Source organism: Pseudomonas sp. TWR2-1-1 (genome assembly GCF_049897045.1).
GTDB lineage: Bacteria > Pseudomonadota > Gammaproteobacteria > Pseudomonadales > Pseudomonadaceae > Aquipseudomonas > Aquipseudomonas versuta.
Window position 1 is genome coordinate 175,840 of record NZ_JAFCVM010000004.1, and the last position, 25,241, is coordinate 201,080.

Annotated in this window: 18 protein-coding genes; 5 read left to right on the forward strand and 13 right to left on the reverse strand. The window is 61.9% G+C overall.

Translation table 11 applies throughout. The features are described 5' to 3' along the window. The first annotated feature begins 85 nt into the window (after positions 1–85). Positions 86–1,495, forward strand: coding sequence for a GntR family transcriptional regulator MpaR (gene mapR, locus ACP7BO_RS12000; protein ID WP_060691543.1), 1,410 nt, complete (start codon positions 86–88; stop codon positions 1,493–1,495). A 421-nt stretch (positions 1,496–1,916) separates the two neighbouring features. On the opposite strand, the gene ACP7BO_RS12005 is transcribed toward mapR, so the two are convergent. After that, the gene (locus tag ACP7BO_RS12005; RefSeq protein WP_426210580.1) at positions 1,917–2,327 is read right to left on the reverse strand and encodes a hypothetical protein; all 411 of its coding nucleotides are present in this window, start codon (positions 2,325–2,327) and stop codon (positions 1,917–1,919) included. Positions 2,328–2,544: 217 nt separating this feature from the next. Here ACP7BO_RS12005 and ACP7BO_RS12010 point away from each other — a divergent pair, with 217 nt between their 5' ends. Genes ACP7BO_RS12010 through ACP7BO_RS12020 form a run of 3 tightly spaced genes read left to right on the forward strand, consistent with a single transcriptional unit; the run spans position 2,545 to position 8,318 of the window. Next, on the forward strand, positions 2,545–5,766 hold the full coding sequence (locus ACP7BO_RS12010; RefSeq protein ID WP_397456344.1) for an efflux RND transporter permease subunit: 3,222 nt from the start codon (positions 2,545–2,547) through the stop codon (positions 5,764–5,766). Further along, positions 5,756–6,922, forward strand: a complete 1,167-nt coding sequence (locus ACP7BO_RS12015) for an efflux RND transporter periplasmic adaptor subunit (protein WP_426210582.1) — start codon at positions 5,756–5,758, stop codon at positions 6,920–6,922. The genes ACP7BO_RS12010 and ACP7BO_RS12015 overlap by 11 nt, the downstream gene beginning before the upstream one ends. Then, positions 6,906–8,318, forward strand: coding sequence for an efflux transporter outer membrane subunit (locus tag ACP7BO_RS12020; RefSeq protein ID WP_397456342.1), 1,413 nt, complete (start codon positions 6,906–6,908; stop codon positions 8,316–8,318). The genes ACP7BO_RS12015 and ACP7BO_RS12020 overlap by 17 nt, the downstream gene beginning before the upstream one ends. A gap of 596 nt (positions 8,319–8,914) precedes the next feature. On the opposite strand, the gene ACP7BO_RS12025 is transcribed toward ACP7BO_RS12020, so the two are convergent. The 11 genes from ACP7BO_RS12025 to ACP7BO_RS12075 all read right to left on the reverse strand — a co-directional run bounded on the left by ACP7BO_RS12025 (position 8,915) and on the right by ACP7BO_RS12075 (position 23,402). Continuing rightward, positions 8,915–10,123, reverse strand: coding sequence for an acyl-CoA dehydrogenase family protein (locus ACP7BO_RS12025; RefSeq protein ID WP_426210585.1), 1,209 nt, complete (start codon positions 10,121–10,123; stop codon positions 8,915–8,917). A gap of 24 nt (positions 10,124–10,147) precedes the next feature. Continuing rightward, positions 10,148–11,860 carry a dipeptide ABC transporter ATP-binding protein gene (locus ACP7BO_RS12030; protein ID WP_426210587.1) on the reverse strand — a complete coding sequence of 571 codons (1,713 nt, stop codon included), beginning with the start codon at positions 11,858–11,860 and terminating at the stop codon, positions 10,148–10,150. Next, positions 11,857–12,720: an ABC transporter permease gene (locus ACP7BO_RS12035; protein WP_073510709.1), complete on the reverse strand. Its 864-nt coding sequence runs from the start codon at positions 12,718–12,720 to the stop codon at positions 11,857–11,859. The genes ACP7BO_RS12030 and ACP7BO_RS12035 overlap by 4 nt, the downstream gene beginning before the upstream one ends. After that, positions 12,717–13,697, reverse strand: a complete 981-nt coding sequence (locus ACP7BO_RS12040) for an ABC transporter permease (protein WP_426210589.1) — start codon at positions 13,695–13,697, stop codon at positions 12,717–12,719. Before ACP7BO_RS12040 ends, ACP7BO_RS12035 begins: the two co-directional genes overlap by 4 nt. 13 nt (positions 13,698–13,710) lie before the next feature. After that, positions 13,711–15,396, reverse strand: a complete 1,686-nt coding sequence (locus ACP7BO_RS12045; RefSeq protein ID WP_426210591.1) for an ABC transporter substrate-binding protein — start codon at positions 15,394–15,396, stop codon at positions 13,711–13,713. An 817-nt stretch (positions 15,397–16,213) separates the two neighbouring features. After that, entirely contained in the window at positions 16,214–17,608 is a 1,395-nt protein-coding gene (locus ACP7BO_RS12050) for an LLM class flavin-dependent oxidoreductase (protein ID WP_426210593.1), read from the reverse strand. A gap of 11 nt (positions 17,609–17,619) precedes the next feature. Continuing rightward, positions 17,620–18,672, reverse strand: coding sequence for an NADP(H)-dependent aldo-keto reductase (locus ACP7BO_RS12055; protein WP_397456336.1), 1,053 nt, complete (start codon positions 18,670–18,672; stop codon positions 17,620–17,622). Between the two features lie 302 nt (positions 18,673–18,974). Then, positions 18,975–19,745 (reverse strand): MetQ/NlpA family ABC transporter substrate-binding protein, encoded by a 771-nt coding sequence (locus ACP7BO_RS12060; protein ID WP_397456334.1) that lies wholly within the window; start codon positions 19,743–19,745, stop codon positions 18,975–18,977. Positions 19,746–19,779: 34 nt separating this feature from the next. Next, on the reverse strand, positions 19,780–20,379 hold the full coding sequence (locus ACP7BO_RS12065; RefSeq protein WP_397457211.1) for an ABC transporter permease subunit: 600 nt from the start codon (positions 20,377–20,379) through the stop codon (positions 19,780–19,782). A 68-nt stretch (positions 20,380–20,447) separates the two neighbouring features. Next, complete coding sequence (locus ACP7BO_RS12070) at positions 20,448–21,671, reverse strand: SfnB family sulfur acquisition oxidoreductase (RefSeq protein WP_426210596.1); 1,224 nt, start codon at positions 21,669–21,671, stop codon at positions 20,448–20,450. A gap of 534 nt (positions 21,672–22,205) precedes the next feature. Continuing rightward, positions 22,206–23,402 (reverse strand): MFS transporter, encoded by a 1,197-nt coding sequence (locus ACP7BO_RS12075; RefSeq protein WP_426210598.1) that lies wholly within the window; start codon positions 23,400–23,402, stop codon positions 22,206–22,208. A gap of 119 nt (positions 23,403–23,521) precedes the next feature. Between ACP7BO_RS12075 and ACP7BO_RS12080 the strand changes: the two genes are divergently transcribed. Further along, the gene (locus ACP7BO_RS12080; RefSeq protein ID WP_426210600.1) at positions 23,522–24,145 is read left to right on the forward strand and encodes a TetR/AcrR family transcriptional regulator; all 624 of its coding nucleotides are present in this window, start codon (positions 23,522–23,524) and stop codon (positions 24,143–24,145) included. A gap of 72 nt (positions 24,146–24,217) precedes the next feature. Here the strand turns inward: ACP7BO_RS12080 and ACP7BO_RS12085 are convergent, their stop codons facing one another. Then, positions 24,218–25,156: a LysR family transcriptional regulator gene (locus tag ACP7BO_RS12085; protein WP_426210602.1), complete on the reverse strand. Its 939-nt coding sequence runs from the start codon at positions 25,154–25,156 to the stop codon at positions 24,218–24,220. Positions 25,157–25,241 lie beyond the last annotated feature (85 nt).

Sequence of the window (25,241 nt, forward strand, 5' to 3'; positions counted from 1 at the left end):
GATAGCATCACCCCGGTCAATCAGACTGACCGGAGTGAGCCATCGCGAGCGAGCTCGCTCCTACAGCAATAGCCGGGCCTTATTAATGAAACGCTACGAAAAATTCGCCGACGATATTGCTGAACTGATTCGCAGCGGGGTGCTCGGCCCCGGCCAGCGCGTGCCTTCGGTACGTTATGCCAGCCAGACCTACGGAGTTAGCCCCTCCACCGTGTTTCAGGCCTATTACCTGCTCGAACGCCGCGGCCTGATCCGCGCCAAGCCGCGCTCCGGCTACTTCGTCAACGTGCATGCGCCGAGTCCGTTTTGCGAGCCGGTGTTCAGTAGCCATGTGACCGAATCCACCGAAGTGGATGTCAGCGCCCTGGTGTTCTCGGTACTGGACTCGATGAAAGACCCGCACACCGTGCCCTTCGGTTCGGCGTTCCCCAGCCCGACCTTATTCCCGCTGCAACGGCTGGCCCGTTCCATGGCCACCGCCAGCCGCGAAATGGACCCGCGCATGGTGGTCACCGACATGTCGCCGGGCAACCCGCAGCTGCGTCGGCAAATTGCCCTGAGGTACATGGTCGGCGGGCTGATGCTGCCCATGGAAGAACTGCTGATCACCAATGGCGCCCTGGAAGCCTTGAACCTGTGCCTGCAAGCCGTCACCGAGCCCGGCGACCTGGTGGCCATCGAGGCCCCGGCGTTCTATGCCTGCCTGCAAGTACTGGAGCGGCTCAAACTCAAAGCCGTGGAAATCCCGGTCCACCCGCGAGACGGCATCGACCTGGGGGTGCTGGCACAAACCCTGGAGCGCCATCCGATCAAGGCGGTGTGGTGCATGACCAGCTTTCAGAACCCGATTGGCGCGACCATGCCCGAGGCCAAAAAACAGGCGCTGGTCGAACTGTTGCGCAGCCACCAGGTGCCAATGATTGAAGACGATGTCTACGCCGAGCTGTATTACGGCCAGCATGCGCCCAAACCGGCGAAAGCCTTTGATAGCGAAGGGCTGGTGATGCATTGCGGCTCGTTTGCCAAAAGCCTGGCCCCGGGCTATCGCATTGGCTGGGTGGCGGCGGGTCGCTACGCGCAGAAAATCGAGCGTCTCAAACTGATGACCTCGCTGTGCGCCTCGATGCCGGCCCAGGCGGCGATTGCCGACTACCTGCAGCACGGCGGCTACGATCGTCACCTGCGCAAACTGCGGTACGCCCTGGAAGAACAACAGAGCGCGATGCTGGCGGCGATAGCCCGCTACTTCCCGGCCCAAACCCGGGTCAGCCAGCCGTCCGGCGGTTATTTTTTGTGGCTTGAACTGCCCGAACAGATGGACTCACTCAAGTTATTCCAGATGGCCCTGGCCCAAGGCATCAGCATTGCCCCGGGCCCGATCTTCTCGGCCACCCAGCGTTTTCGCAACTGCATCCGCCTGAACTACGGCAGCCCGTGGGACGAAGCCAGTGAAAAGGCCATGGAAACCCTGGGCAAAATCGTCCGCTCGTTCTAACACCTGCAGGAGCGAGCGTCTCGGCGCAACTCGCAACTACAGGTACAGGGGGGCCAGTGGAACCGTATCCCGCGCAACACCCCCCCTCCGTAGGAGCGAGCTTGCCTCGCGAGCTTTTCAGCGCAAACCCCAACAGCTCGCGAGCAAGCTCGCTCCTACAGGTACTGGTGTGTCAGTGGAACCGTATCCCGCGCAACACCCCCCCTCCGTAGGAGCGAGCTTGCTCGCGAGCTTTTCGGCGCAAACCGCAACAGCTCGCGAGACGAGCTCGCTCCTACAGGTACTGGCGTGTCAGTGCAACCGTATCCCGCGCTACACCACCCCCTCTGTAGGAGCGAGCTTGCCTCGCGAGCTTTTCGGCGCAAACCGCAACAGCTCGCGAGCAAGCTCGCTCCTACAGAGGCAGTGGTTCCGGTGGATCTCAACCCGGCATGCAGTTGAAGTCCGCGGTGTGCGCCACTTCCTTGCCGTGGGAGTCCACCAGCGTCGCGCTGATTTCCGGGCCCAGGCTCGACTCGATCAGCTCGTAGCGCTCTCCGGCCTTGAATTGCTTGTAATTGACCTTGCCCTGGCAATCGACCTGGTTTTCATCACCGGTGGCACCCTCAAACAAGGTCACGTCCAGCCGGTGGGCACCGGGGGGCACTTCAAAGTAACGACCATCATTGATGTTCTTGCCGTCTACCCGCTCGGCCATCAGGTCACTGCTGCCCTCTTCCTTAAGACCGATCCAGGCTTGGCCCGGGTCTTGTTTGGGCATCGGTCCGGCACAGGCTGACAGCAACAACACCAGGCTCAGGGACGGAATCAGCAATAGCGGTTTAAGAGTCATCGCAAGTACGCCTCGCACAGAGTTCAAAAAGGTACGACAGGCTGACCCGTCGAACAGGCCTCAAGCTTGCGACTCAGCGCGTGTTGCGCCAAATGAATGAAAGTGAAGGGATTTTCAGCTCTTTCCTAAAGGATCCTTCACGTTGCTGAAAGCTGATCGTTAGGATCGGGCGGTAAGACTGACGAGGTTTGCAATTCCACTCCTCGGAGGTTCAGGCATGCTCGGGCTGGTAAAGACCGCACTGCACAAGCCCTACACGTTTATCGTGCTGGCGATTTTCATCTGCATCATCGGGCCGTTGGCAGCTGTGCGCACGCCCACTGATGTATTCCCTGACATTGGTATTCCGGTAGTCGCCGTCGTCTGGCAATACACCGGCCTGGCACCGGCCGATATGGCGGGCCGGGTGATTTACACCTACGAGCGCTCGCTCAGTACCACGGTCAACGACATCGAACATATCGAGTCGCAGTCTTTGCCCGGCATGGGCATCGTGAAGATTTTCTTTCAGCCCGGCGTCGATATCCGGACCGCCAACGCGCAAGTGACCGCGGTGTCTCAAACCGTACTCAAACAGATGCCGCCGGGGATCACCCCGCCGCTGATTCTTAACTACAGCGCCTCCACGGTGCCGATCCTGCAATTGGCGTTTTCCAGCCCCACGCTCTCGGAAGCCAAGATCCGCGATCTGGTGCAGAACAACATCCGCCTGCCCCTCAGCTCGCTGCCCGGTCTGGCCATGCCGACCCCCATGGGCGGTAAACAGCGTCAGATCACCCTCGACCTCGACCCCCAGGCCCTGGCAGCCAAAGGCTTGTCGGCACAGGACGTGGGCAACGCACTGGCAGCGCAAAACCAGATCATCCCGGTGGGCACCGCCAAGCTCGGCACCTATGAATACACGGTACTGCTCAACAACAGCCCCAAAGCCATCGACGAGCTCAATGATCTGCCGATCAAGACCGTCAATGGCGCCCTGATTACCATCGGCCAGGTGGCCCACGTGCGTGACGGCTCGCCGCCGCAAACCAACATCGTGCGGGTGGACGGGCAACGGGCAGTGCTGATGCCGGCGTTGAAGAACGGCAATATTTCGACCCTGTCGATCGTCGACGGCATTCGCTCGATGCTGCCGCGAATCAACGAAACCCTGCCGCCCTCACTCAAAACATCCCTGCTGGGGGATGCTTCGGTGTTCGTCAAACAGTCGGTGGGCAGTGTGGCCCAGGAAGGGATCATTGCCGCCCTGCTGACCAGCGCGATGATTCTGCTGTTCCTCGGCAGCTGGCGCTCGACCCTGATCATTGCCGTGTCGATCCCGCTGGCGGTGCTCTCGGCCATTGCCCTGCTGGCCCTCAGCGGGCAAACCCTGAACGTCATGACCCTCGGAGGGCTGGCGTTGGCGGTGGGGATCCTGGTGGATGATGCGACGGTGACCATCGAGAACATCAACTGGCACCTTGAGCAAGGCAAGTCGGTGCGTGATGCGATTCTCGATGGCGCCAAACAGATCGTCGGCCCGGCATTCGTCTCGCTGTTGTGTATCTGCATCGTGTTTGTGCCGATGTTCATGCTGCAGGGGATTGCCGGCTACCTGTTCCGGCCGATGGCCCTGTCAGTGATTTTCGCCATGGGCTCCTCCTTTATTCTGTCGCGCACCCTGGTGCCAACCCTGGCGATGTTCCTGCTCAAGCCCCATGTACCGGAGCAAGGCCCAGGCCATCACCCTGAGGATGGCTACATCAACCATCACGAGGGCGACCGGCACACCCCACAGCATTCGGCACCGGTGCGGGCACTGCTGAGTTTCCAGCAAGGGTTCGAGCGGCGTTTCTCGGCCGTGCGCGATGCTTATTACGGCGTGCTGGAATTGGCCCTGGCCCATCGCAAGCGTTTTTTGCTGGGCTTCATGGCCTGCGTGCTGGCCTCGTTCGTGCTGCTGCCGAGCCTGGGCCAGGACTTCTTTCCGGCCACCGACGCCGGGGCTCTGGCGCTGCATGTGCGCCTGCCGCTGGGCACGCGCATTGAAGAAAGCGCCGCGGCCTTCGACCGGATCGAGTCGCGCATTCGTGAAATCATCCCTGCCGAGCAACTGGACACCATCATCGACAACATCGGGATTCCGCTGAGCGGCATCGACATGGCCTACAGCAGCAGCGGCACCATCGGCCCGCAGGATGGCGATATTCAAGTCACCCTCAAGGCCGACCACAGCCCGACCGCGGACTACGTCAAACGCTTGCGTGAAGCCCTGCCCGAGAGCTTCCCCGGCAGCCAGTTTGCCTTTATGCCGGCCGACATCAGCACCCAGATCCTCAATTTTGGTGCCCCGGCTCCGCTGGACGTGAAAATCTCCGGCCGCGACGACGCGGCCAACCGCACCTATGCCCTGGAGCTGCAACGTCGCCTGCAACATGTGCCGGGGATTGCCGATCTGCGGATTCAGCAATCGGTCGGCTACCCCTCCCTGCAAGTGAATGTTGACCGGTTGCGGGCCAATGGCCTGGGAATTACCGAACGTGATGTCACCAACAGCATGGTGGCCTCGCTGGCGGGCAGTTCACAGGTGGCGCCGACCTTCTGGCTCAACCCGCAAAACGGCGTGTCTTACGGGGTAGTTGCCGCGACTCCGCAATACCGGCTGGACAGCCTGCCCTCGCTGGAAGCCTTGCCGGTGACCGGTAGCAACGGCCAGTCACAAATCCTTGGCGGGCTGGCGACCATCACCCGGGTCGAGAGCCCGGCGGTGGTCACCCATTACAACATCGAGCCAACCCTGGATCTGTACGCCAACATTCAGGGCCGCGATTTGGGCTCAGTGGCCGCCGATGTGCAAAAAGTGATTGATGGCGCTTCGGACCTGCGTCCCAAAGGCGCCACCATCACCCTGCACGGCCAGATCGACGCGCTGCATGAAGCCTTTAGCGGCTTGAGCCTGGGCCTGCTTGGCGCAGTCGTGCTGATCTACCTGCTGATCGTGGTCAACTTCCAGTCGTGGGTGGACCCGTTCGTGATCATCACCGCCCTGCCCGCCGCGCTGGCCGGGATCGTGTGGATGCTGTTCCTCAGCGGCACGTCCTTGTCAGTGCCGGCACTGACCGGGGCCATCTTGTGTATGGGGGTGGCCACTGCCAACTCGATCCTGGTGGTGAGCTTCTGCCGCGAGCGGCTGGCTGAGCATGGCGACGCCCTCAAGGCCGCGCTCGAAGCGGGCTACACCCGGTTCCGGCCGGTATGCATGACCGCCCTGGCCATGATGATCGGCATGCTGCCGCTGGCCCTTTCCGAAGAACAGAACGCCCCGCTCGGACGCGCCGTGATTGGCGGCCTGATGCTGGCCACCGTTGCCACCTTGTTGTTCGTGCCCGTGGTGTTCAGCCTGGTGCACGGCCGTGAAAAAAATCGCGTTGCAGCTGGAGAAACCACCCATGTCGTCTGATCAAAAACCTTCGCGCAAGCGCTTGATGTACCTGGGTATCGGTGGCCTGACCCTGGCCGCGCTGCTGGTGGCCAACGGGCTGGCGGCACGCAGCCGCCACGAAAAAGAGGTCGCCAGCTGGACCGAAGTCGCTGCCCTGCCGGTGGTCAGCGTGTTCCAGCCGCAGCAAAATGCCCATGGCGACACCCTGCGTTTACCCGCGCATCTGCAAGCCTGGAGCAAGGCCTCGATCCATGCCCGGGTCAGCGGTTACCTCAAAAGCTGGCAAAGCGATATTGGCAGCAAGGTCACAGCCGGGCAGGTGCTGGCGGTCATTGATAGCCCCGACCTTGATCAGCAACTGGCGCAAACCCGCGCCCATATGCTGCAAGAACAGGCCAACGCCAAGCTCGCTGCCACCACCGCGTCGCGCTGGCAAAACCTGCTGGCCAGTCATTCGGTCTCGCGCCAGGAAGCCGACGAGAAAGCCTCCAACGCTGCCGCCGCCAGGGCCAATGCCCAGGCGGCCGAAGCCGACTACGCACGCCTGTGCAGCCTGGAAGACTACAAAACCATTCGCGCGCCCTTCGCCGGGACCGTCACCGCGCGCCACACCGACATTGGCCAACTGATCAAGGCCGATACCGACAGCGACACCGAACTGTTTGACATTGCCGACACCCATCAACTGCGCCTGTACGTACCGGTGCCGCAGAACTACGCCAGCGTGATTCGTCCGGGCATGCAGGTGCAGCTCAGCGTGCCGGAACATCCAGGACAAACCTTCAATGCAAAACTGATCGGCAACTCGGCCGCAATTGATCAGCGCTCGGGCACCCTGATGGCCCAGTTTGTTGCACAAAACCCCGGCGATGTGCTGATGCCCGGGGACTACGCCGAGGCAACCCTGGCAATCCCGCCCGACACCCATGGCGTCAGCATTCCGGCCAGCGCCTTGATCTTCCGCGCCCAGGGCACCCAGGTGGCGGTACTCGACAGCGCCAGGCATGTGCATATGCAAAGCATCCATATCGGCCTGGACCTGGGTGACCGTCTGGTGATTGACCAAGGGCTCAAACCTGCCGACACCGTGATCGACAACCCGCCCGATGCCCTGCGCGAAGGCGACCCGGTCAAACTTGCCGATGCAGGAGCCAACCATGCAGCCAAAGCTTAAACGCGGCGCTCTGTTGCTGGCCCTGGCGTTGCAGGGCTGCTCGCTGGCACCGGCCTACAAGCCGCCGCAACTGGACCTGCCACAGCACTATCGCGAACAAAGCAGCGACGGCCCGTGGCACAGCGCGCAACCGGCCGATCAACTGTCCCCCCAGTGGTGGCGGCTGTATCACGACGAACGCCTGAATTCACTGCAGCAGCGCCTGCTCAAGGCCAACCCGGACCTGGCGGCAGCCCTGGCGCATTACGATGGCGCCCAGGCGTACGCCAGCCAGCTGCATGCCGGGCTATTCCCACAGATAACCGCCAGCGGGCAACCGCTGCGCCAGCGCCAGTCGGACAGCCGGCCGTTGCGCGGTACGGAACAGCCAGCGGTGTACAACAGCAACACCGCGGGCTTTGCGCTGAATTACGATCTCGACCTGTGGGGTAAAATCCGCAACCAGGTGGTGGCGGGCGATGCCCGGGCACAGGCCTCGGCAGATGACCTGGCCGTGGCCCGCCTGAGCTTGCAGCGCCAGCTTGCCAGCCTGTACGTGCAGCTCGACGGTCTGGATGCGCAACAGCGCATTCTGTCCAGTTCGCTGGATGATTACAGCCAGGCCCTGCAACTGACCCGGGCCCGCTATCAGGGGCAGATTTCTTCCGAACTTGACCTGACCCGTGCCCAGAGCCAGCTGGCCGAAGCCGAGGCCCAACTGGACGACGTGCGCGGCCAGCGCAACCTCACCGAGCACGCCATTGGCGAACTGGTGGGTGAGCCGGCCAGCAACTTTGTCCTGCCGGCCAGCGAGCAGACCCTGAGTCTGCCAGAGCAACCCGCTGACCTGCCCGGCAGCTTGTTGCAGCGCCGGCCTGATATCGCCGCGGCCGAACGCCGGATGTTTGCCGCCAATGCGCAAATCGGCGTGGCCAAGGCCGCCTGGTATCCCGACTTCAGCCTGACCGGACTACTGGGCGGACAGACCCAGGGCGTCGGGAATTTATTGTCGGCGAGCAATCGTTTCTGGGCGTTGGGGCCACTGGTCAGCCTGCCGATTTTTGAGGGTGGCCGACTGGATGCCGAAGAGCGCCAGGCCAGGGCCGAATTCGAAGAAGCGTCGGCGCACTACCGCGGCCAGGTGCTGCATGCCGTGCGCGAAGTCGAAGACAACCTGGCGCAGTTACGTGATCTGAGGCAACAGAGTCTGGATGAACAGGCGGCGGCCAATGCAGCCGAACACACCCGGGCGCTGGCCACCAACAGCTACGAGGCTGGCGCGGTGAGCTACCTGGATGTGGTCACGGCACAGACCGCGGCGCTACAGGCCCAACGCGCGGTACAAGCCCTGCGCACCCGCCAGCTGCAGGCCAGCGTGGGATTGTTGACGGCACTGGGAGGGGGCTGGGAAGGCTGATTTTGCGACGACTGCGTCGCCGGACGTAGCCTGCGGCAACTGCTACGCAGGTCGTGACTGGCTCCCGTAGCAGTTGCCGAAGGCGACGTCCGATTGCGAAGCGATCGTAAACCCTGAGTACCGGGTCTATCCGGCTAAACACCATCGCCGATGTCTGCGGCAACTGCTACGCAGGTCGTGACTGGCTCCCGTAGCAGTTGCCGAAGGCGACGTCCGATTGCGAAGCGATCGTAAACCTTGAGTACCAGGTCTATCCGGCAAAACACCATCGCTGATGTCTGCGACAACCGCTACCCAGGTCGTGACTGGCTCCCGTAGCAGTTGCCGAAGGCGACGTCCGATTGCGAAGCGATCGTAAACCCTGAGTACCAGGTCTATCCGGCTAAACACCATCGCCGATGTCTGCGACAACCGCTACCCAGGTCGTGACTGGCTCCTGTAGCAGTTGCCGAAGGCGACGTCCGATTGCGAAGCGATCGTAAACCTTGAGTACCAGGTCTATCCGGCTAAACGCCATCGCTGATTTTGCGACGACTGCGTCGCCGGACGTAGCCTGCGGCAACTGCTACGGGGGGTATGTTTGTCGGATCTGAACGTCAGAACAACCCGGAAGTCGGGGGCGGGGTGCCTTTGAGTTGCCACGCCCCCACCGCCGCCGCTTTCCATTGCCGGGGGTTGTGGTTGGCCACCGTGCGGGCATTGCGCCAGTGCCGGTCAAGGTTGTGGGCCCGCCCCGTGGTCGAGGCGCCACCCACGTCGAATACCAGCTCCGCCGCCTTGAGCGCAGACTCCGCAGCAATGTATTGCGCCTGCGCAACGTCTACCGCTGCCTGGTCTACCAATAGCGGATCAAGGTCGCCCGCCCACGCCCGGTCGATGGATTGCGCCGCATGCAGCACCACCGCTTCAGCCGTGAAAGCCCGGGCCGCGATATCGCCCACGCTCAGCTCTACGTATGGGTCGTCAACCGAGCGGGTCGCGCTGCTGTGCTTGATCGGCCGCGCATGCTCATTGGCAAACGCTACGGCATCGTTCAGGGCATTGCGCGCAATACCCGCCTGCACCGCCGCCAAAAACAATTGCAGAAACGGAGTAACGATGGTGCGCTTGCCCTCTTCCACGGTCCGGGTGCGGATCTCTTGTGCAAGTACCTGTACGTTGTTCAAACGGGTTGTGCCGCTGGCGGTCAGGCGCTGGCCCATGGAGTCAAAATCGTCCAGCAGTTCCAGACCCTGGCGGTCACGCGGCAGGATGAACGATACCGGCTGATCGTTTTCATCCAGCGCCACCGCACTGACCCAGTCGGCGTATAACGAGCCGGTGCTGTAGTACTTGTTGCCCGTGGCCCGATAATGCTCGCCGTCACGCACAATCCGGGCGCTGATCGAACCATTGGCGCCGCCCACCTCCCAACCCGCATTGCCGATCACCGCGCCCTGCAGGTAGCGCTCGAACCAGCGCTCGCGCTCGCCTTCGGCATCATCTGCCCGAGATGCCAGCAGCCCTTCGACAAAGCCGAAGCCGGGGCGCAATGCCTGGGCAACGTTGGAGTCCACCGCCGCGATGCGGATCAATAACTCAATCACCTCTTTCACCGAACCGCCGCTGCCGCCATAGCGAACCGGGATTCGGGCGCTAAAAAAGCCGGCTTTGGCAATCTGCGCCACCGCCTCAAACGGCAGTAGCCGATCGCGTTCGCGTAACGCCGCACCCTGGCCAATCTCCGGCAACAGGCGGTCGGCACGGGCATTGAGTTCTGCCACCGTAGCAACGGGACGTTCGGTTACAGCAAACAGCTTACTCATGGCATTTCCTTGCATTGATAGCGCTTAAATGGCGATTTTCCATAGCTGTGATGCATCAAACAGCCACGCAGTGTTTTCGGCTTCCAGCGGCGGCACCACCAGTTGCACCTGGGCACCGGGCAGGCGCGGTACAGCCCCCAGCAGGCGACGGGTGTATTCATGCTGCGGGTTGTCAAACAGGTCCTCGACCCGGGCGCTTTCCACCACCTTGCCGTGACGCATCACCAGCACCTGATCGCTGACATGGCGGATCACCCCCAGGTCGTGGGAGATAAACAAATACGCCAGCCCCAAGCTGGCTTGCAGGTCCGCCAACAGGTCGAGCACCTGCGCCTGTACCGATACGTCCAGCGCCGACACCGGCTCGTCGCAAATAATCACTTTGGGGTTGCTGGCAATGGCCCGGGCGATCGCCACGCGCTGACGCTGACCACCCGACAATTGCAAGGGACGGCGCGTGGCCAGTTCGGCCGGCAAGCGCACGTGTTCCAGCAGCTGGCTGATGCGCGCAGCGTGTTGCCCGGCCTGGAACCCCGCCACATCCAGCGCGTCGGCAAGGATCTGGCCGACGCTCCAGCGCGGATCGAAAGAGCTGAGCGGGTCCTGATAGATGACGCTGATATCCCGTCGATGCAGGCGCCGCTGTTTTTCCGTGACCCGCTCGCTGCCCGCCGCCGTCCATGGCTGGCCAAGAAATTCGACACGCCCTGCGTCCGGTTCCAGCAGCCCGAGGACCATGCGCGCGACAGTGGTTTTGCCCGAGCCTGACTCACCGACGATGCCCAGCGTGCGCCCGGCCCGCAGTTCAAAACTGACGTCATCCACCACTTGCCGCGATTGATGATCAGGGCCGATATAACGTTTGCCCAGCCCGCTCGCCCTGAGCAGCAGAGGCGAGTCAGCGCCCGAGCGGGGCAGCCCGTTCACTGCAGGCTGCCCCGGCGACAGGCGCGTACCCCGTGCATGTTCGGCAGGTACTGCATCCAGCAAGGCCCGGGTGTAAGGGTGATGCGGGTTGCGCAACACCTGCTCCGTTGGCCCCTGCTCCACCGTCACGCCGTGGCGCAGCACCAGCACTTCATCCGCCAGCTGCGCCACCACCGCCAGGTCATGGCTGATGATCAGCAACGAGTCGCCGCGGGCCTTGATTTCCTGCAGCACTTCGAGGATTTGCGCCTGCACCGTGGCATCCAGTGCGGTGGTCGGTTCATCGGCGATCACCAGCCCCGGGCTCAGCGCCAGCGCGCTGGCAATCAGCGCCCGCTGACGCAAGCCGCCGGACAGCTGATCGGGACGTTGCCGGGCACGCAACCGGGGCTCGGGCACACCGACTTTATCCAGCAACTCGATAACCCGTTCGCCGCGACTGCGGCGATCGCCCCAATTGTGAGCCTTGAGCACCTCGAGGATTTCCTTGCCTACCGCACGCAAGGGGTCAAGCGACACCAGTGCATCCTGCAGCACGAAACCAATGCCCTTGCCCCGCAGCCGGCGCCAGCCACGCTCGGACAACCCCAGCAGATCCTGCCCGCCATAACTCAGGGTCCGCGCACTCACCCGCGCCCCGGCGCCCGCCAGGCCAATCAGGCTGCGGGCGGTCACGCTCTTGCCGGAACCGGACTCGCCCACCAGCGCCAGGGTCTTGCCCGGGGCCAGGGTAAACGACAGGTTGTGCACCACGGTCTGGCCGTCGAATTCGATGGACAGGCCCTCAACGATCAAGTGTTTGTCACTCATGACAGGCGTCCCTCCAGACGTTGTTGCAGATAGCGGCCGGCGACCGTGGTCGAGAGCGTGGTCAGTACGATGAACAGCCCGGGGAAGAATGTCAGCCACCAGGCATTGGCAACAAAGTCACGCCCCATCGACAGCATCGTCCCCCACTCCGGCGCGGGCGGCGGTGCGCCCAGCCCCAGAAAGCTCAGGGCCGAAGCCCAGACAATGGCCTGACCGACGCCCATGGTCAGGGTCACGATCAGTGGGCGCATGGCATTGGGTAACAGCTGGCGCAGGATGATCCGCCGTGTCGGATGCCCCAGGGCCACGGCAGCTTCGATGTAACCGGCGTTACGCACCGCCAGCACTTGACCGCGCACCATGCGCGCATAGCCCGGCGCCCCGCCCAGCCCGGTGGCGACGATCAAGGGACCGACGCCACTGCCAAAGATCGCCACGAACAGCAGCGCCAGCACCAGGCTGGGGAAGGCAAACAGGATCTCCAGCAGCCAGCCGACGCCGCGGTCCAGATAAGCGCCGCCCAGGCCGCCCAGCAAACCCAGGACGATCGCAATGCCCATGGCCAGTGCCGTGGCGGCCAGGCCGATAAACAAGGACTGGCGCGTGCCGTAGATCACCCGCGAAAAAATATCGCGCCCCGATTGATCGGTGCCGAACCAGTGCGCCCAGCCCGGCGGGTGGAAGGCATCGTGGGGAACGATCGCTAACGGGTCGCTGTGGGCGAACAGTTGCGGCACCAGCGCCGCGATGATCAGAAAGGCCAGAAAAGTCACAGCCAGCAAGGGCCCGGGGCGCACCCTTGACGCTGTGCGCTGCACCCGCACAGCGGGCAGTACGGTGTCGAAAGTCAGTTCGCTCATGCTGTTTTCCCCTGTTGGCGCGGATCGATCCACAGGTACAGCAGATCGATCACAATGTTGGCCAGCACATAGACGGCGGCCACCGCCAGACTGATGCCGATGGTCAGCGGCAAGTCCTGCGCCTGCACCGCCTGGTACAACTGGCGGCCAAGGCCCTTGCGCGAAAAGATCACTTCGATCACCACCGCGCCGCTGATCAGCGCACCGATGGCCCAGCCAGACAACGAAATACCGGGCAACACGGCATGGCGCAGTGCGTGCTTGAAGCGCACGGCCGTGTCACTCAGGCCCCGGGTGCGGGCGGTCAGGACAAAGGGTTGTTCCAGTGTCAGCTCAAGGGATTCACGGGTGACCTGTGCGATAAAACCGGCCAGCGGAATAGCCAGTGCCACCGCCGGCAACACCAGGGTGCGCCAGCCATCGCTACCGGCCGGGGGGAACCAGCGCAAACCGAAGGCGAACACCGCCAGCAGCAAAATACCCAGCCAGAAGTGCGGCAAGGCAGCGGCCAGGGTTTCAGCCAGCGAGGCCAGGCTGGACACCCAGCGGCCACGGCCGGCGGTGAGCACGGTCAACGCCAGGACCAGCAGCCAGGCCAGCGCCAGGGCGCAGAAGGTCAGCTGCAACGTCGCCCAGGATTGCTCGGCGAGCACCCGCGTGACCGGTAAGTGCTGGGAGTAGGACATCCCCAGATCGCCCTGCAACAGACGCCCCAGGTACAGCGCATATTGAACCGCCAACGGCTTGTCCAGACCAAACTCACGGGTGGCTTCAGCAATGGTCTCTGCGGTCGGGTTGCCACTGGCGCCGCCAAGAATGGCCAGCACCGGATCACCCGGCATCAGGTGCAGGGCGAAGAACGTCAGGGTCGCGACGGCCCACAGCACCAGCACCCCGCCTGCCAGACGCCATGCCGCGCGACGGGCCAGCCGGGTCAAACGTTCGTGCCGTGGACTGGAGTATGTGATTGCGCTCATTGGTTTACCCCTCTCATTTGTTGACCCAGGCGTCATACAGGTAAGTCACCGCCAGCGAAGGCTCCAGCCTTACGCCCTGGGTGGTTTTGTAGATCCCCAGACGCGAGCTTTGCGGGTAGGTGGTCAGTTGCAGGTATTGCTGCGAAGCAATCTGCTGGGTCTTGTAGTACAGGGCTCGACGCTGTTCGGGGTCCTGGGTGGCCAGGGCTTGCTGGTTGATTGCGTCAAACTGCGGGCTGGCGAACCCGGCGGTGTTCTGGTGGTAGCCACCGACGCCTGCCGGCTGCACGAACTCTGAGCCGAACACAATCCGCAGCACGTCTGCGGTGTTGGTGTTCCAGTAGCCAACCCGGATGTCGTAGTCCCAGTCGGCCTGACGCTGGGTGGCCAGGACATCGCTCATCTGCTCGATCAGCAGCTCAAACCCGGCCTTGCGCGTGGTGGCCTGCACTTGCTCCCACAGCGTCAGTTCAGAGGGCGGTGTGCGGTTGCCAATCACCACATGCACCTGCAGGCGTTTGCCGTCACGGGTGCGATAGCCCTCGGCGTCGCGCCCGGTCCAGCCACTTTCATCCAGTAGCTGCGCGGCGCGGCCCTGGTCGTAGTCCTGGGCATGTTCAAAGTCCGGGCTGTAAAAACGCGTGGCCGAACTCAGCGCGCCACCGGCACGCGGGAACTCATTGAAGTACACGCTTTTCAGGGCGCCCTCGACATCGGCGCTGCGCACAAAGGCTTCACGCACGTTCACGTTATCGAAGGGAGCGCGGGTGATATTCAGCGTGCCGTTGGTGGGATTGCCCGGACGCAGGGCGACCAGCATGGTCAAGTCCGGATTGCGCCGCGCCGCTTCATGGGACTCAGGCGGCAGCGCCTCAATCACGTCGACCTCGCCGGCCTGCAGCGAGGCAAACCGCACCGATGGCTCCTGAATGAACTTCCACACAATGCGCTCCAGCCATGCTGGGCCCTGATGCTTGGCGGTGGGTGGCGCCCAGTTGTAATCGGGGTTGCGTACCAGTTCGACCTGGCTCTGGCGGTCCCACTTGACGATCTTGAACGGGCCGCTGCCCACCGGGCTTTCACAGTTCTGGTCACGAGAGCGGAGCAATGCCGTGGGCGACTCAATGCCGAGAAAGCCTTGCGCCAGCACCTCCAGAAATGCGGCATAGGGTGTGGCCAGGTGCACCACTGCCGTGTAGTCATCGAGCACCTCGGTGCTGCGGTATTGGCGGATGTAGCCACCGGCGGTACTGGACTGGGTTTTCGGATTGGCCATGTGGTCGAGGTTGGCCTTGACCGCCGCTGCGTTGAATGGCGTGCCGTCGGTGAAGTGCACGTCATTGCGCAGGTGGAAGGTGTAAACCAGACCGTCGGCCGAGACCTCCCAGCCCTTGGCCAGCCACGGCCCTATTTGCCCCTGCTCGTCCATTGACACCAGCGAGTCGAGATACTGCTGGCCGATAAACACTTGCGGCATGTCGCCGCTGACATGGGGGTCCAGGCAAGTGGGTTCACGGTCCGTGGCGTACACCAGCGTGCCGCCGCTGACCGGTTTGTCACTGCGCGCGACCATCGATGCATCCTGGCCGCAGCCGATCAGCAGGCTGCACAGGGCAGCGAGGCCAATGAGGGGAGTGCTCTTGAGCAGCGACCTGGATCGTCGGCCTTGAGATCGCAAATGGGGCGAGAGTTCGAGCATGGGGCTTACTGCCTAAAGTCCGGGAACAGGGCTATTGCACAAGCCATGCCGATTTTTTCGGCCAGTAAACAGGGGGAAAACGCGGGGTGCTGCAGGGGTAAAACCAACACTCTGTGCGGCAACTGTTGGTGAGCCAACAGTTGCCGCTACGAAAAACGGTCAGCTCTTGTAGCAGCTGGCGAGTGCAACGAGACTGCGTGCGCGTGAACCGAGGATTACGATCGCTACGCAATCGGACGTCGCCTGCGGCAACTGCTACGAAAAACGGTCAGCTCTTGTAGCAGCTGGCGAGTGCAACGAGACTGCGTGCGCGTGCACCGAGGATTACGATCGCTGCGCAATCGGACGTCGCCTGCGGCAACTGCTACGAAAAACGGTCAGCTCCTGTAGCAGCTGGCGAGTGCAACGAGACTGCGTCCGCATGCACCGAGGATTACGATCGCTGCGCAATCGGACGTCGCCTGCGGCAACTGCTACGAAAAAACGGTCAGCTCCTGTAGCAGCTGGCGAGTGCAACGAGACTGCGTCCGCATGCACCGAGGATTACGATCGCTGCGCAATCGGACGTCGCCTGCGGCAACTGCTACGAAAAGCGCTCAGCTCCTGTAGCAGCTGGCGAGTGCAACGAGACTGCGTCCGCATGCACTGAGGATTACGATCGCTGCGCAATCGGACGTCGCCTGCGGCAACTGCTACGAAAAACGGTCAGCTCTTGTAGCAGCTGGCGAGTGCAACGAGACTGCGTCCGCATGCACCGAGGATTACGATCGCTGCGCTAGCCAGCTCCCGCAATGATTGTGCAGGGCCAAATTTCGGATCAAAAACGCAACGGCTGCGCCGGTTGGCGCAGTACTGCCGGGTCGCGGTATCGGGCGCCGAAATGATCATCCGGCAAGCGCGCCTGCCCTGCACCGAACAAGCGTTCGCGCAGGGTTTCACCGTCGCTGTAGCGCTCGCGAAAACGTCCGCGACGGCGCAACTCCGGCACCACCAGTTCAATGAAATCGCGCGCGGTTTCAAAGGACAGGTACTGACGCAAATTGATCCCGTCGATGCCGTCCTCATCCAGCCACTTTTCGATCTGGTCGGCGACTAGGGTCGGGGTTCCGGCAACGAAAAAACGCTCACGGTTAAAACCCGAAAACTGAGCCAGTACGGTGCTTATCGTCCACTCGGGTTTGTAGCGCTGCAAACTCTGCCAGCCCTTGACCTCAAGCCGGATCAAATCGCTGATCAGGGCATCGCCGGGGTAAGCCGTCAAATCAACCGCCGACTGGGCATGGGCCAGGGACGCTTCAACGCTCATCAACTGGCGATAGCTGTCGAGTTTGCGGCTGACCTCTTCGTCGGTACGGCCAACGATCACCCCGGCCATGACGATGAATTTCAACCCCGCCGGGTCACGCTCATGGGCGATCGCCTTGCTGCGCATGGCCTGGATATTGGCGCGTACCGCCGCCGTGTCGATACCGCCGGTGAACACCACTTCAGCGTGACGCCCGGCAAATTCGATACCCGCCGCTGACCCGGTGGCCTGGAACAGCACCGGGGTGCGCTGGGGCGAAGGCTGGCACAAATGAGGCCCGGCGACTTTGAAATGCTCGCCGACGTGATCGATATAGCGCACTTTGGCCGGGTCGGTGTAGATCCGTTGCTCGCGGTCCTGGATCACCGCGTCATCGTCCCAGGAGCCCTCCCACAACTTGTAAAGCACATCCAGATATTCGTCGGCGATCTCGTAGCGGTGGTCATGCACCACCTCTGTGGCATGCCCGAAATTGCGCGCTGCATTGGGCAGATAAGAGGTCACGATGTTCCAGCCCACCCGGCCTTTGGTCAGGTGATCGAGAGTGCTCATGCGTCGCGCAAAGGCAAATGGCGGCTCGTAGGTGGTGGAAAAGGTAGCGCCAAACCCGAGGTTTTTGGTGACCGCCGCCATGGCCGGAATCACCATCAACGGATCATTGCTGGGGATTTGCATGGCCTCGCGCAATGCGGTTTGCGGGCCATCGCGAAATTGATCGTAGGTGCCAATCACATCCGCCAGAAACACCCCGTCGAAGGTGCCGTACTCCAGCAATTGAGCCAGTTCGGTCCAGTAGTCCAGATCGTTGAAGCGGTGCCGGTTGTTCTCGGGATGCACCCACAGCCCGTGGACGATATGGCTCACACAGTTCATTTCAAACAGATTGACGTGCAGTTGCTTGGGCATCAGTCGTACTCCTACGGCGCAGGGTTGGGTGTGCGCTGATGCACGGCCTCGATCCGGGCCAGGATTTCTTGATCCAGGGTGATGTGCAGCGCGCCGAGGTTTTCGCGTAACTGGGCGAGGCTGGTCTGGCCCGTCAGAGCACTGGCCACAAAGGGTTTGTTGATGACGTAAGCCAGGGCCAGTTGCGCCGGGCTCAAGTTGTGCTCTCTGGCGATCTGCAGGTAACCGCTGACGGCCTGGTCTACCTCCGGGCCGTCATAGCGGGTGAACGTGCGGTACACCGACGACAGACGCGAGCCCTGGGGACGCGCACCGCCCAGGTATTTGCCGGTCAGCGAGCCGAATGCCAGGGGTGAATACGCCAGCAGCCCTACGCCTTCGCGGTGGCTGAACTCCGAGAGCCCGCCCTCGTACAAACGGCTGATCAAGCTGTAGGGGTTTTGCACACTGACAATGCGCGGCAAACCCAGGCGCTCACTCTGCTTGATAAATTCGGCCACGCCCCAGGGGGTTTCGTTGGACACGCCAATGTGCCGGATCTTGCCGGCCTTGACCTGTTCGGCCAGCACCGACAGCGTTTCTTCAATGGCCACGCTCTGGTTGTCCTCAACATACGGATACTCGCGCAGACCGAAAAAATTGGTCGCCCGGTCCGGCCAGTGCAATTGATAGAGGTCCAGATAGTCGGTATTCAGACGCTTGAGACTGCCGTCCAGCGCCTCGACAATATTGCGCCGGTCGTGGCGGGTCAGGCCGTCGCGAATGTGCAACTGCCCGCCGGGTTCGCGGGCGGGGCCGGCAATTTTACTGGCCAGCACCACGTCGTCCCGGCGACCGCTGCGTGCCAGCCAGTTGCCGATATAGCGTTCAGTGGTACGCCAGGTATCGGCATGGGTCGGCGTGGGGTACATCTCGGCGGTGTCGATCAGATTGACACCTTCTGCCAGCGCCAGCTCGATCTGCTGGTGGGCATCGCTTTCGCTGTTTTGATGACCCCAGGTCATGGTCCCAAGCCCGATGACGCTGACCTTGATGTCGCTGCTGCCCAGTTGGCGGTAACGCATGAGTGATCCTTTAATTGAGTTTTGAAGCCGGGGCCTGGTCCTTGCAGCTAACATGCCACGGTGCTCAAGCTTGTGTCCCGGGGCCCATTGAGCGGCCAGCGTTGTTGAGGGCTGCACAGTCTGTGTATCTATTGTTGGCCAGGCAACAGCGCAGATCCTCTGCTGGAGCGAGTTTGCTGGCGAGCTGTTGATGTTCAAAGAGCTCGCGAGCAAGCTCGCTCCTACAGTGATTTTGCGGTGTATGTGCATTTGAACATCTACGACACTCCCGAGTTCTTCGAGGGGTACCGCCGCCAGGTGCCTTAGAAGCCCGGAACGATCTGACCTTTGTAGCGCGTGAGGATGAACTCGCGCACTTGCGGTGAGTTCAGTGCCTTGGCCAGTTTCTGGATGGCCGGGCTATCGATGTTGTCCGGACGGGCCACCAGGTATTCGACATACAGGTCCTTGCCCTTCTCGACAATCAGCGCGCTGTTGGTGTCGATACCGGCTTCCAGGGCGTAGTTGGCGAACACGAAAGCCAGGTCGACCTGGTTCACTGCACGGGCCAGCAATGCCCCTTCCAGCTCGCGGATTTTCAGGTGTTTGGGGTTCTCGGCGATGTCGCGGGTGGTCGACAGTGTGTTGCTCGGGTCCTTGAGCTTGATCAGCCCCGCTTCGTCCAGCAGCACCAGTGCGCGACCGGCGTTCACCGGGTCATTGGGGATGGCCACGGAGGCGCCATCCTTAAGCTCGGAGATGTTTTTGATCCGGGTCGAATAGGCACCGAATGGTTCGATGTGCACGCCCGTCACCGGCACAAGATCGGTGTGCCGGGTTTTGTTGAACTCATCCAGAAACGGTCGGTACTGGTAGTAGTTGGCGTCGATGTTTTTCTCCGCCAACTGCACGTTGGGCTGGATAAAATCGCTGAACACTTTGATATCCAGATCAACCCCCTCCTGGGCCAGTTGCGGTTTGACGAACTCAAGAATCTCGGCATGGGGCACCGGGCTGGCACCGACCACCAGTTTCTCGTTCGCCTGGGCGGTAAAAGCAGCAAGCACGGCCACAAGGGCAAACAGCTTTTTCATTACATACACTCCGAACAGTAAGAAATTGGCCGTCTCAGCGACGGCTATAACGCAGCACCAGGCGGTCGCCGCTGATTTGCAGGCCCTGCACCAACAACACCAGCAACGCCACGGTGACCACCATCACGTCAGTCTGAAAGCGCTGATAACCGAAGCGCACCGCCAGGTCTCCCAGGCCACCGCCGCCTACGACTCCGGCCATCGCGGTGCAGTCCACCAGCACGATGGCCGTCACGGTGACGGCTGCGATCAGCGCGGGCCGCGCCTCTGGCAGCAGGGTGTGGCGGATCACTTGCCAGGTGCTGGCGCCCATGGCCTGAGTCGCCTCCACCACCCCGTGATCGACTTCCCGCAGGGCGATTTCCACCAGTCGTGCAAAGAACGGCGTGCAGCCCGCCACCAGTGGCGGGATGGCGCCCTTCACACCCAGGGAAGTCCCGGTGAGCAAGGCGGTCAGCGGGATCAGCAAAATCAGGAGGATGATGAATGGCAGCGAGCGCAGGATATTCACCAGCACCGATAGCAGCCGGTACAGGCCGGGTCTGGCGTGCAGCTGCTGCTTGCCGGTGAGGAACAGCAACACCCCCAGCGGCAAGCCCAGCAACAGGGTAAAACCCAGGGCCACGCCGAGCATGCTCAGGGTATCGAGACAGGCCCGGCCGATTTCCGGCCAGTTGAGGTTGATCAGCAAGGCGCCCACGCTCAAGACCAGTCGTGACGGGGCGGATTGACCCCGTTCAACAGCCAGTTACCCACCACGTGGTATTTCCAGCGCACCGGATCATGCAGGGTGTGGACCCGGGCATTGCGCCAGTGACGGTCGTGGTTATGGTGGGCCAGGGACGAGCGCGTACCGCCCAGCTCAAACAAGCGGGTGCTGGCTTCCAGAGCGATTTCAGTGGTCAGCACCTTGGCCTTGGCCACCGCCACCGATGCGCGCGCCACACCGTCTTCACCCGGCACTTCGCGCACGCTGTCCATGACCTTGCCGGCGCGTTCGAGCAAGGCTTCAGACGCGTCCAGCTGGATACTCAGCTTGCCGATCTGGATGATGGTCAGCGGGTCGTCACTGGCCTTGTCCAGGCCCGAGTCGATCCATGGCCGGGCGTGCTCGCGGACAAAACTGAGGGTGTCGCGCAGGGCGGCGCGGGCAATACCGGCGTCGATCGCGGCGGTGGTGATTTGCGCAAATGGGCCTGCCAGCGTCGGATGCTCATACGAGCGATAAGTCTTGAAAACGTTGAACTGCGGCACCCGTAAATCCTTTAACAACACCGTGCCGCTGGCCGTGTTGCGCTGGCCGATGCTGGACCAGTCATCCACCACCGTCAGCCCGGGAGTGGCACGCGGCACGAAAGCCAGATGGGCCTTGTCCGCGCCATCCAGCGCCAGCACCCCGAGCCAGTGGGCATAAAGCGAGCCGGTGCAATAGCCTTTACGGCCATTGATGAGCACCTGCTCGCCATCCTCGACAAAGCGGGTCTGAATATCCTGAACGGTTTTGCCGCCGGTTTCCGAGATCGCATTGGCAAAGCGATTGCCCTTGAGCGCGAGGTCAAAAAACCAGGCCTTTTGCTCGTCAGTGCCTTGCAGGCGAATATCTTCGAGCAGGCAGTAATGGTTCTGCGGGATCTGCCCCAGGGACGCATCGGCAGCGGAAATAATGGTGATCACCTCGGCCAGCGTGGCGTAAGACACCTGCGCCCCGCCAAACTCTGCGGGCACGGTGATGCCCCACAGGCCGCTATTGGAAAACACGTCGACCACCTCGGCGGGCACCTGACGCAGCCGGTCACGCTCAGCGTCACCCTCCAGCAAAAATGCCGCCACTTTATGGGCAACATCAATGGCTTCGGCATCCGTGCGGATCACATGGGCATCGGCAACGGAAAGTGGATACGGAGCATCGGCAGGGTTATACGGCATGGATTTCTCACTCTTTACACATGTTGGGTTGTCGGCAGGGACAACCGGTAACAGAGCAGGAGCAGAATCCATGCCAGGTATTTTTTACTTATAAATCAATGGCTTATGTTTTATAGCAAAAACAGGGAGTTGGCAGGGCAACAGTCTGTGTGGCAACTGTTGCCTGGCAAACAGCAGCGTGCCTGAACGTTGGCCACCAAACCCCCGTTTTTTGTAGCAGTTGCCGAAGGCTACGTCCGGTCGCGCAGCGATCGTAATCCACAGCGCACGCCAGACTCGCCGGAGTGCCACACCACGCAGACGCAGCCTCGTTTCACTCGTCAGCTGCTACGGGGATACCCGTTTTTCGTAGCAGTTGCCGAAGGCTACGTCCGGTCGCGCAGCGATCGTAATCCACAGCACACGCCGGACTCGCCGGAGTGCCGTACCACGCGGACGCAGCCTCGTTTCACTCGTCAGCTGCTACGGGGATACCCGTTTTTCGTAGCAGTTGCCGAAGGCTACGTCCGGTCGCGCAGCGATCGTAATCCTCAGCTACGAGAAGTCTGGCGATTGGCGCTGACCTTCGGGGAAACCGTGGTTGCGGGCGCTGAATACAATCCACAGGCCCGCCAGCAACAGCACCAGCAATACCCATGGAAAGATGCCTACCCCGATTTGATCCAGCAGCACGCCACCGGTCAATGCGCCGATCGCAATGGCGCTGTTCCAGACCACTACGTTCAATGACAGCGCAACATCGGCGCCCTCGCCTGCAGAGTCTGCCAATGCTGTTTGCAGCAGGGTCGCAGCACCGCCAAACGACAAGCCCCATACCAGCACCCCGGCGTATATCACCGTGGCTGATTGAGCAAAAAAACCAAATACCAGTGCGATCGCAGCGAATGTTCCAAGGCTCGCCAGCACTGCTTTGCGCAAGTGCCGATCTACCAGGCGCCCGGTCAGCCAGATCCCCGCCAGCGCCGCAAGGCCGAAGACCAGCAGCACGATATCAACGTCATTGCCCAGACCTGCGGGCGCTACGAAAGGTGCGATGTAGGTGTAGAGAATGTTGTGCGCCAGCATCCAGGTCATTACCACGCCAAGTACTGAGCGCACTCCCGGCGTCAGCAGCACCTGCCGCAGACCTATGCGTTGCGAGGCCGACTGCCCCGGATAATCAGGCACCTTGACTAGCACCCAGACCATCAGCACCAGGGTCAAACCCGACATCAGGCCAAAGGCCGTGCGCCAGCCCACCAGCGCGCCCAACCAGGTGCCCAACGGCACGCCAAGCGAGAGCGCAATCGGCGTGCCGACCATGGCCACTGCCATCGCCCGCCCCTGCAGGTGCGGTGCCACCATGCGCCGGGCATATCCCGCCAGCAGACTCCAGGCCAGACCTGCAGAGGCACCGGCAAAAAAGCGCGCAACCAGGGTCATGCCATAACTGGAAGACCAGGCGGTAATGGAGTTGAACAGCAGGAAGCCGACAATCGTCAACAGCAGCACATGGCGCCGACGCCAGCCCTGGGTGGCAATGGTCAGCGGGATGGCGGCCAGCAGGGATCCCAGCGCATAAACCGTAACCATCTGCCCGGCCAGTGAAGATGAAACCTCAAGACCGCTGCTGATTTGCGCCAGCAAACCCGCAGGCAAGGTCTCGGTCACGATACAAATGAAGCCGGTCATGGCCAGCGCAAGCAGTGCCCCCATGGGTAATCGTTCAGTGCTGCTTTGTAGTAGCGCCATCGCTTGTTCCAGCCTTGTTAGTTATGTATCGATGAGTACAAATGTAGGCCTGTAAAAGAGTGTTGGTCAACGACTTTTGTATCGAATAGTATTTAAGTCCTGTCACCGAGGAGACTGAAATGGCACAGATGGGACGCCCGCGTACATTTGACCGCGACGCGGCAATCACTCAGGCCATGCACCTGTTCTGGGAACATGGCTACGACTCGACTTCACTGAGCCAGCTCAAGGCGAACATCGGCTCGGGCATCTCCGCGCCCAGTTTTTACGCGGCCTTCGGCTCCAAGGAAGCCTTGTTCAAGGAGGTCATGGAGCGCTACCTGAACACCCACGGCCAAGTCACCGCAAGCCTGTTCGACCTGCAGTTGCCGGCGCGCGAGGCGATTGAAAGGACATTACGTGGTTCTGCCCGAATGCAATGCGAGGACGGTCACCCCCGTGGTTGCCTGGTGGCGTTGGGGCTAATGAGTGCCAGCTCGGCTGAAGCCATCGCCATTTGCGCCCCGCTCGCCGCAGCCCGGGCGCGCAACCGGGCCGGGTTTGTTGCCTGTGTGGAGCGCGGCATGGCCTCGGGGGAATTGCTGGCGCAGACCAGCCCCGTGGCGTTGGCCACGGTGTTTGAAAGCTTTTTGCTGGGGCTTACCACCCTGGCCAGAGATGGTGTAGACCATGGCGTGATGGAAGCTGCTATCACTCAGGTGATGAGCGCCTGGGATGCCATGCGCAGCGACATTGCGCATTGAAAGTGCTCGCGAGGCAAGCTCGCTCCTACAGAGTGCCACGGCCTGTAGGAGCGAGCTTGCCTCGCGAGCTTTTCAAAGCGCCGCGCTCTGTTTTTGCAGAGTCAGTTCTTCCACCAGCAACCGGGCCGGGGCCGTGAGCGCAATGCCATGGCGAGTGACGATTTCATAGGGCTCATTACGGGATTTCAGTTCAAGGGGCAAATGCACCAGCATGCCGTGGGCAACCGCCATCTGCGCGACATCCACCGGCATGACGGCCACCAGTTCCGGATCTTGCAGCAGCAATGAGAGCGTGGTGAAAGTGGATGAGGTTTCAATCGGGTAAGTAGGGAAATTAAGCCCCGCTTCTCTGAACTCGCGCTCCAGGGTCAGGCGCATCGGCATGTTGACCGGGAACACTACCCACGCTGAAGCTGCCAGTTCACTCAACGCCAGCAACGGCCGACCGGCAAAGCGATGACGGGGGCTGGCGACCACCACCAGCGGCTCCTGATCACGCAGGGTGCAGTCATAGGCTGCCGGGTTCTGGCTGACGCTGGTTCGACACAGAGCAAGGTCCAGCCGCCCTTCGTCGAGCAGTGCCAGCAAGCGGGCGCTGGTGTCTTCGACGATTTCTACCGACAGTTGCGGTTGCCTGGCCCGCAAGCGCGCCAGGGATTCCACCAGCACCGGCACCGCACCCATGATCACCCCCACCGACAGGCGACCGCCGTGGCCTTGCATGATGCCAAGCATTTCTTCACGCAGATGGGCCACGTCAGTGTGAATCAGCCGCGCATAACGGATCACGCAGCGCCCCAGGTCGTTGGGGGTCAGGCCTTTGGTCGTGCGCTCGAACAGGGTTGAACCCAGGGTCGATTCAATTTCATGCAGCGCCTTGGTCGCACCGGGCTGGGTGATCGCCACGGATTCGGCCGCCTTGTGCAGGGAGCCGTGTTCGTCCAGCGCAATCAGCAATCGAAGTTGCTTGAGGCGCAGCCGGGAAATGATGGTAGTGAGGGATGGCAGCATAGGGGGATGACTAATGGTTATCGCTCAATCAGCATCTGTCATTAGGCAGCATCCCTGACAAAAATTAAAGTGAGCGCCAGAAGAG

Coding starts and splice junctions, on each gene's coding strand:
- ACP7BO_RS12075 (WP_426210598.1), bottom strand. CDS start 23,402: ATGGCGCTACTACAAAGCAGCACTGAACGATTACCCATGGGGGCACTG.
- ACP7BO_RS12045 (WP_426210591.1), bottom strand. CDS start 15,396: ATGCTCGAACTCTCGCCCCATTTGCGATCTCAAGGCCGACGATCCAGG.
- ACP7BO_RS12065 (WP_397457211.1), bottom strand. CDS start 20,379: ATGCTCGGCGTGGCCCTGGGTTTTACCCTGTTGCTGGGCTTGCCGCTG.
- mapR (WP_060691543.1), top strand. CDS start 86: ATGAAACGCTACGAAAAATTCGCCGACGATATTGCTGAACTGATTCGC.
- ACP7BO_RS12035 (WP_073510709.1), bottom strand. CDS start 12,720: ATGAGCGAACTGACTTTCGACACCGTACTGCCCGCTGTGCGGGTGCAG.
- ACP7BO_RS12030 (WP_426210587.1), bottom strand. CDS start 11,860: ATGAGTGACAAACACTTGATCGTTGAGGGCCTGTCCATCGAATTCGAC.
- ACP7BO_RS12010 (WP_397456344.1), top strand. CDS start 2,545: ATGCTCGGGCTGGTAAAGACCGCACTGCACAAGCCCTACACGTTTATC.
- ACP7BO_RS12040 (WP_426210589.1), bottom strand. CDS start 13,697: ATGAGCGCAATCACATACTCCAGTCCACGGCACGAACGTTTGACCCGG.
- ACP7BO_RS12050 (WP_426210593.1), bottom strand. CDS start 17,608: ATGCCCAAGCAACTGCACGTCAATCTGTTTGAAATGAACTGTGTGAGC.
- ACP7BO_RS12015 (WP_426210582.1), top strand. CDS start 5,756: ATGTCGTCTGATCAAAAACCTTCGCGCAAGCGCTTGATGTACCTGGGT.
- ACP7BO_RS12060 (WP_397456334.1), bottom strand. CDS start 19,745: ATGAAAAAGCTGTTTGCCCTTGTGGCCGTGCTTGCTGCTTTTACCGCC.
- ACP7BO_RS12085 (WP_426210602.1), bottom strand. CDS start 25,156: ATGCTGCCATCCCTCACTACCATCATTTCCCGGCTGCGCCTCAAGCAA.
- ACP7BO_RS12005 (WP_426210580.1), bottom strand. CDS start 2,327: ATGACTCTTAAACCGCTATTGCTGATTCCGTCCCTGAGCCTGGTGTTG.
- ACP7BO_RS12070 (WP_426210596.1), bottom strand. CDS start 21,671: ATGCCGTATAACCCTGCCGATGCTCCGTATCCACTTTCCGTTGCCGAT.
- ACP7BO_RS12055 (WP_397456336.1), bottom strand. CDS start 18,672: ATGCGTTACCGCCAACTGGGCAGCAGCGACATCAAGGTCAGCGTCATC.
- ACP7BO_RS12080 (WP_426210600.1), top strand. CDS start 23,522: ATGGCACAGATGGGACGCCCGCGTACATTTGACCGCGACGCGGCAATC.
- ACP7BO_RS12025 (WP_426210585.1), bottom strand. CDS start 10,123: ATGAGTAAGCTGTTTGCTGTAACCGAACGTCCCGTTGCTACGGTGGCA.
- ACP7BO_RS12020 (WP_397456342.1), top strand. CDS start 6,906: ATGCAGCCAAAGCTTAAACGCGGCGCTCTGTTGCTGGCCCTGGCGTTG.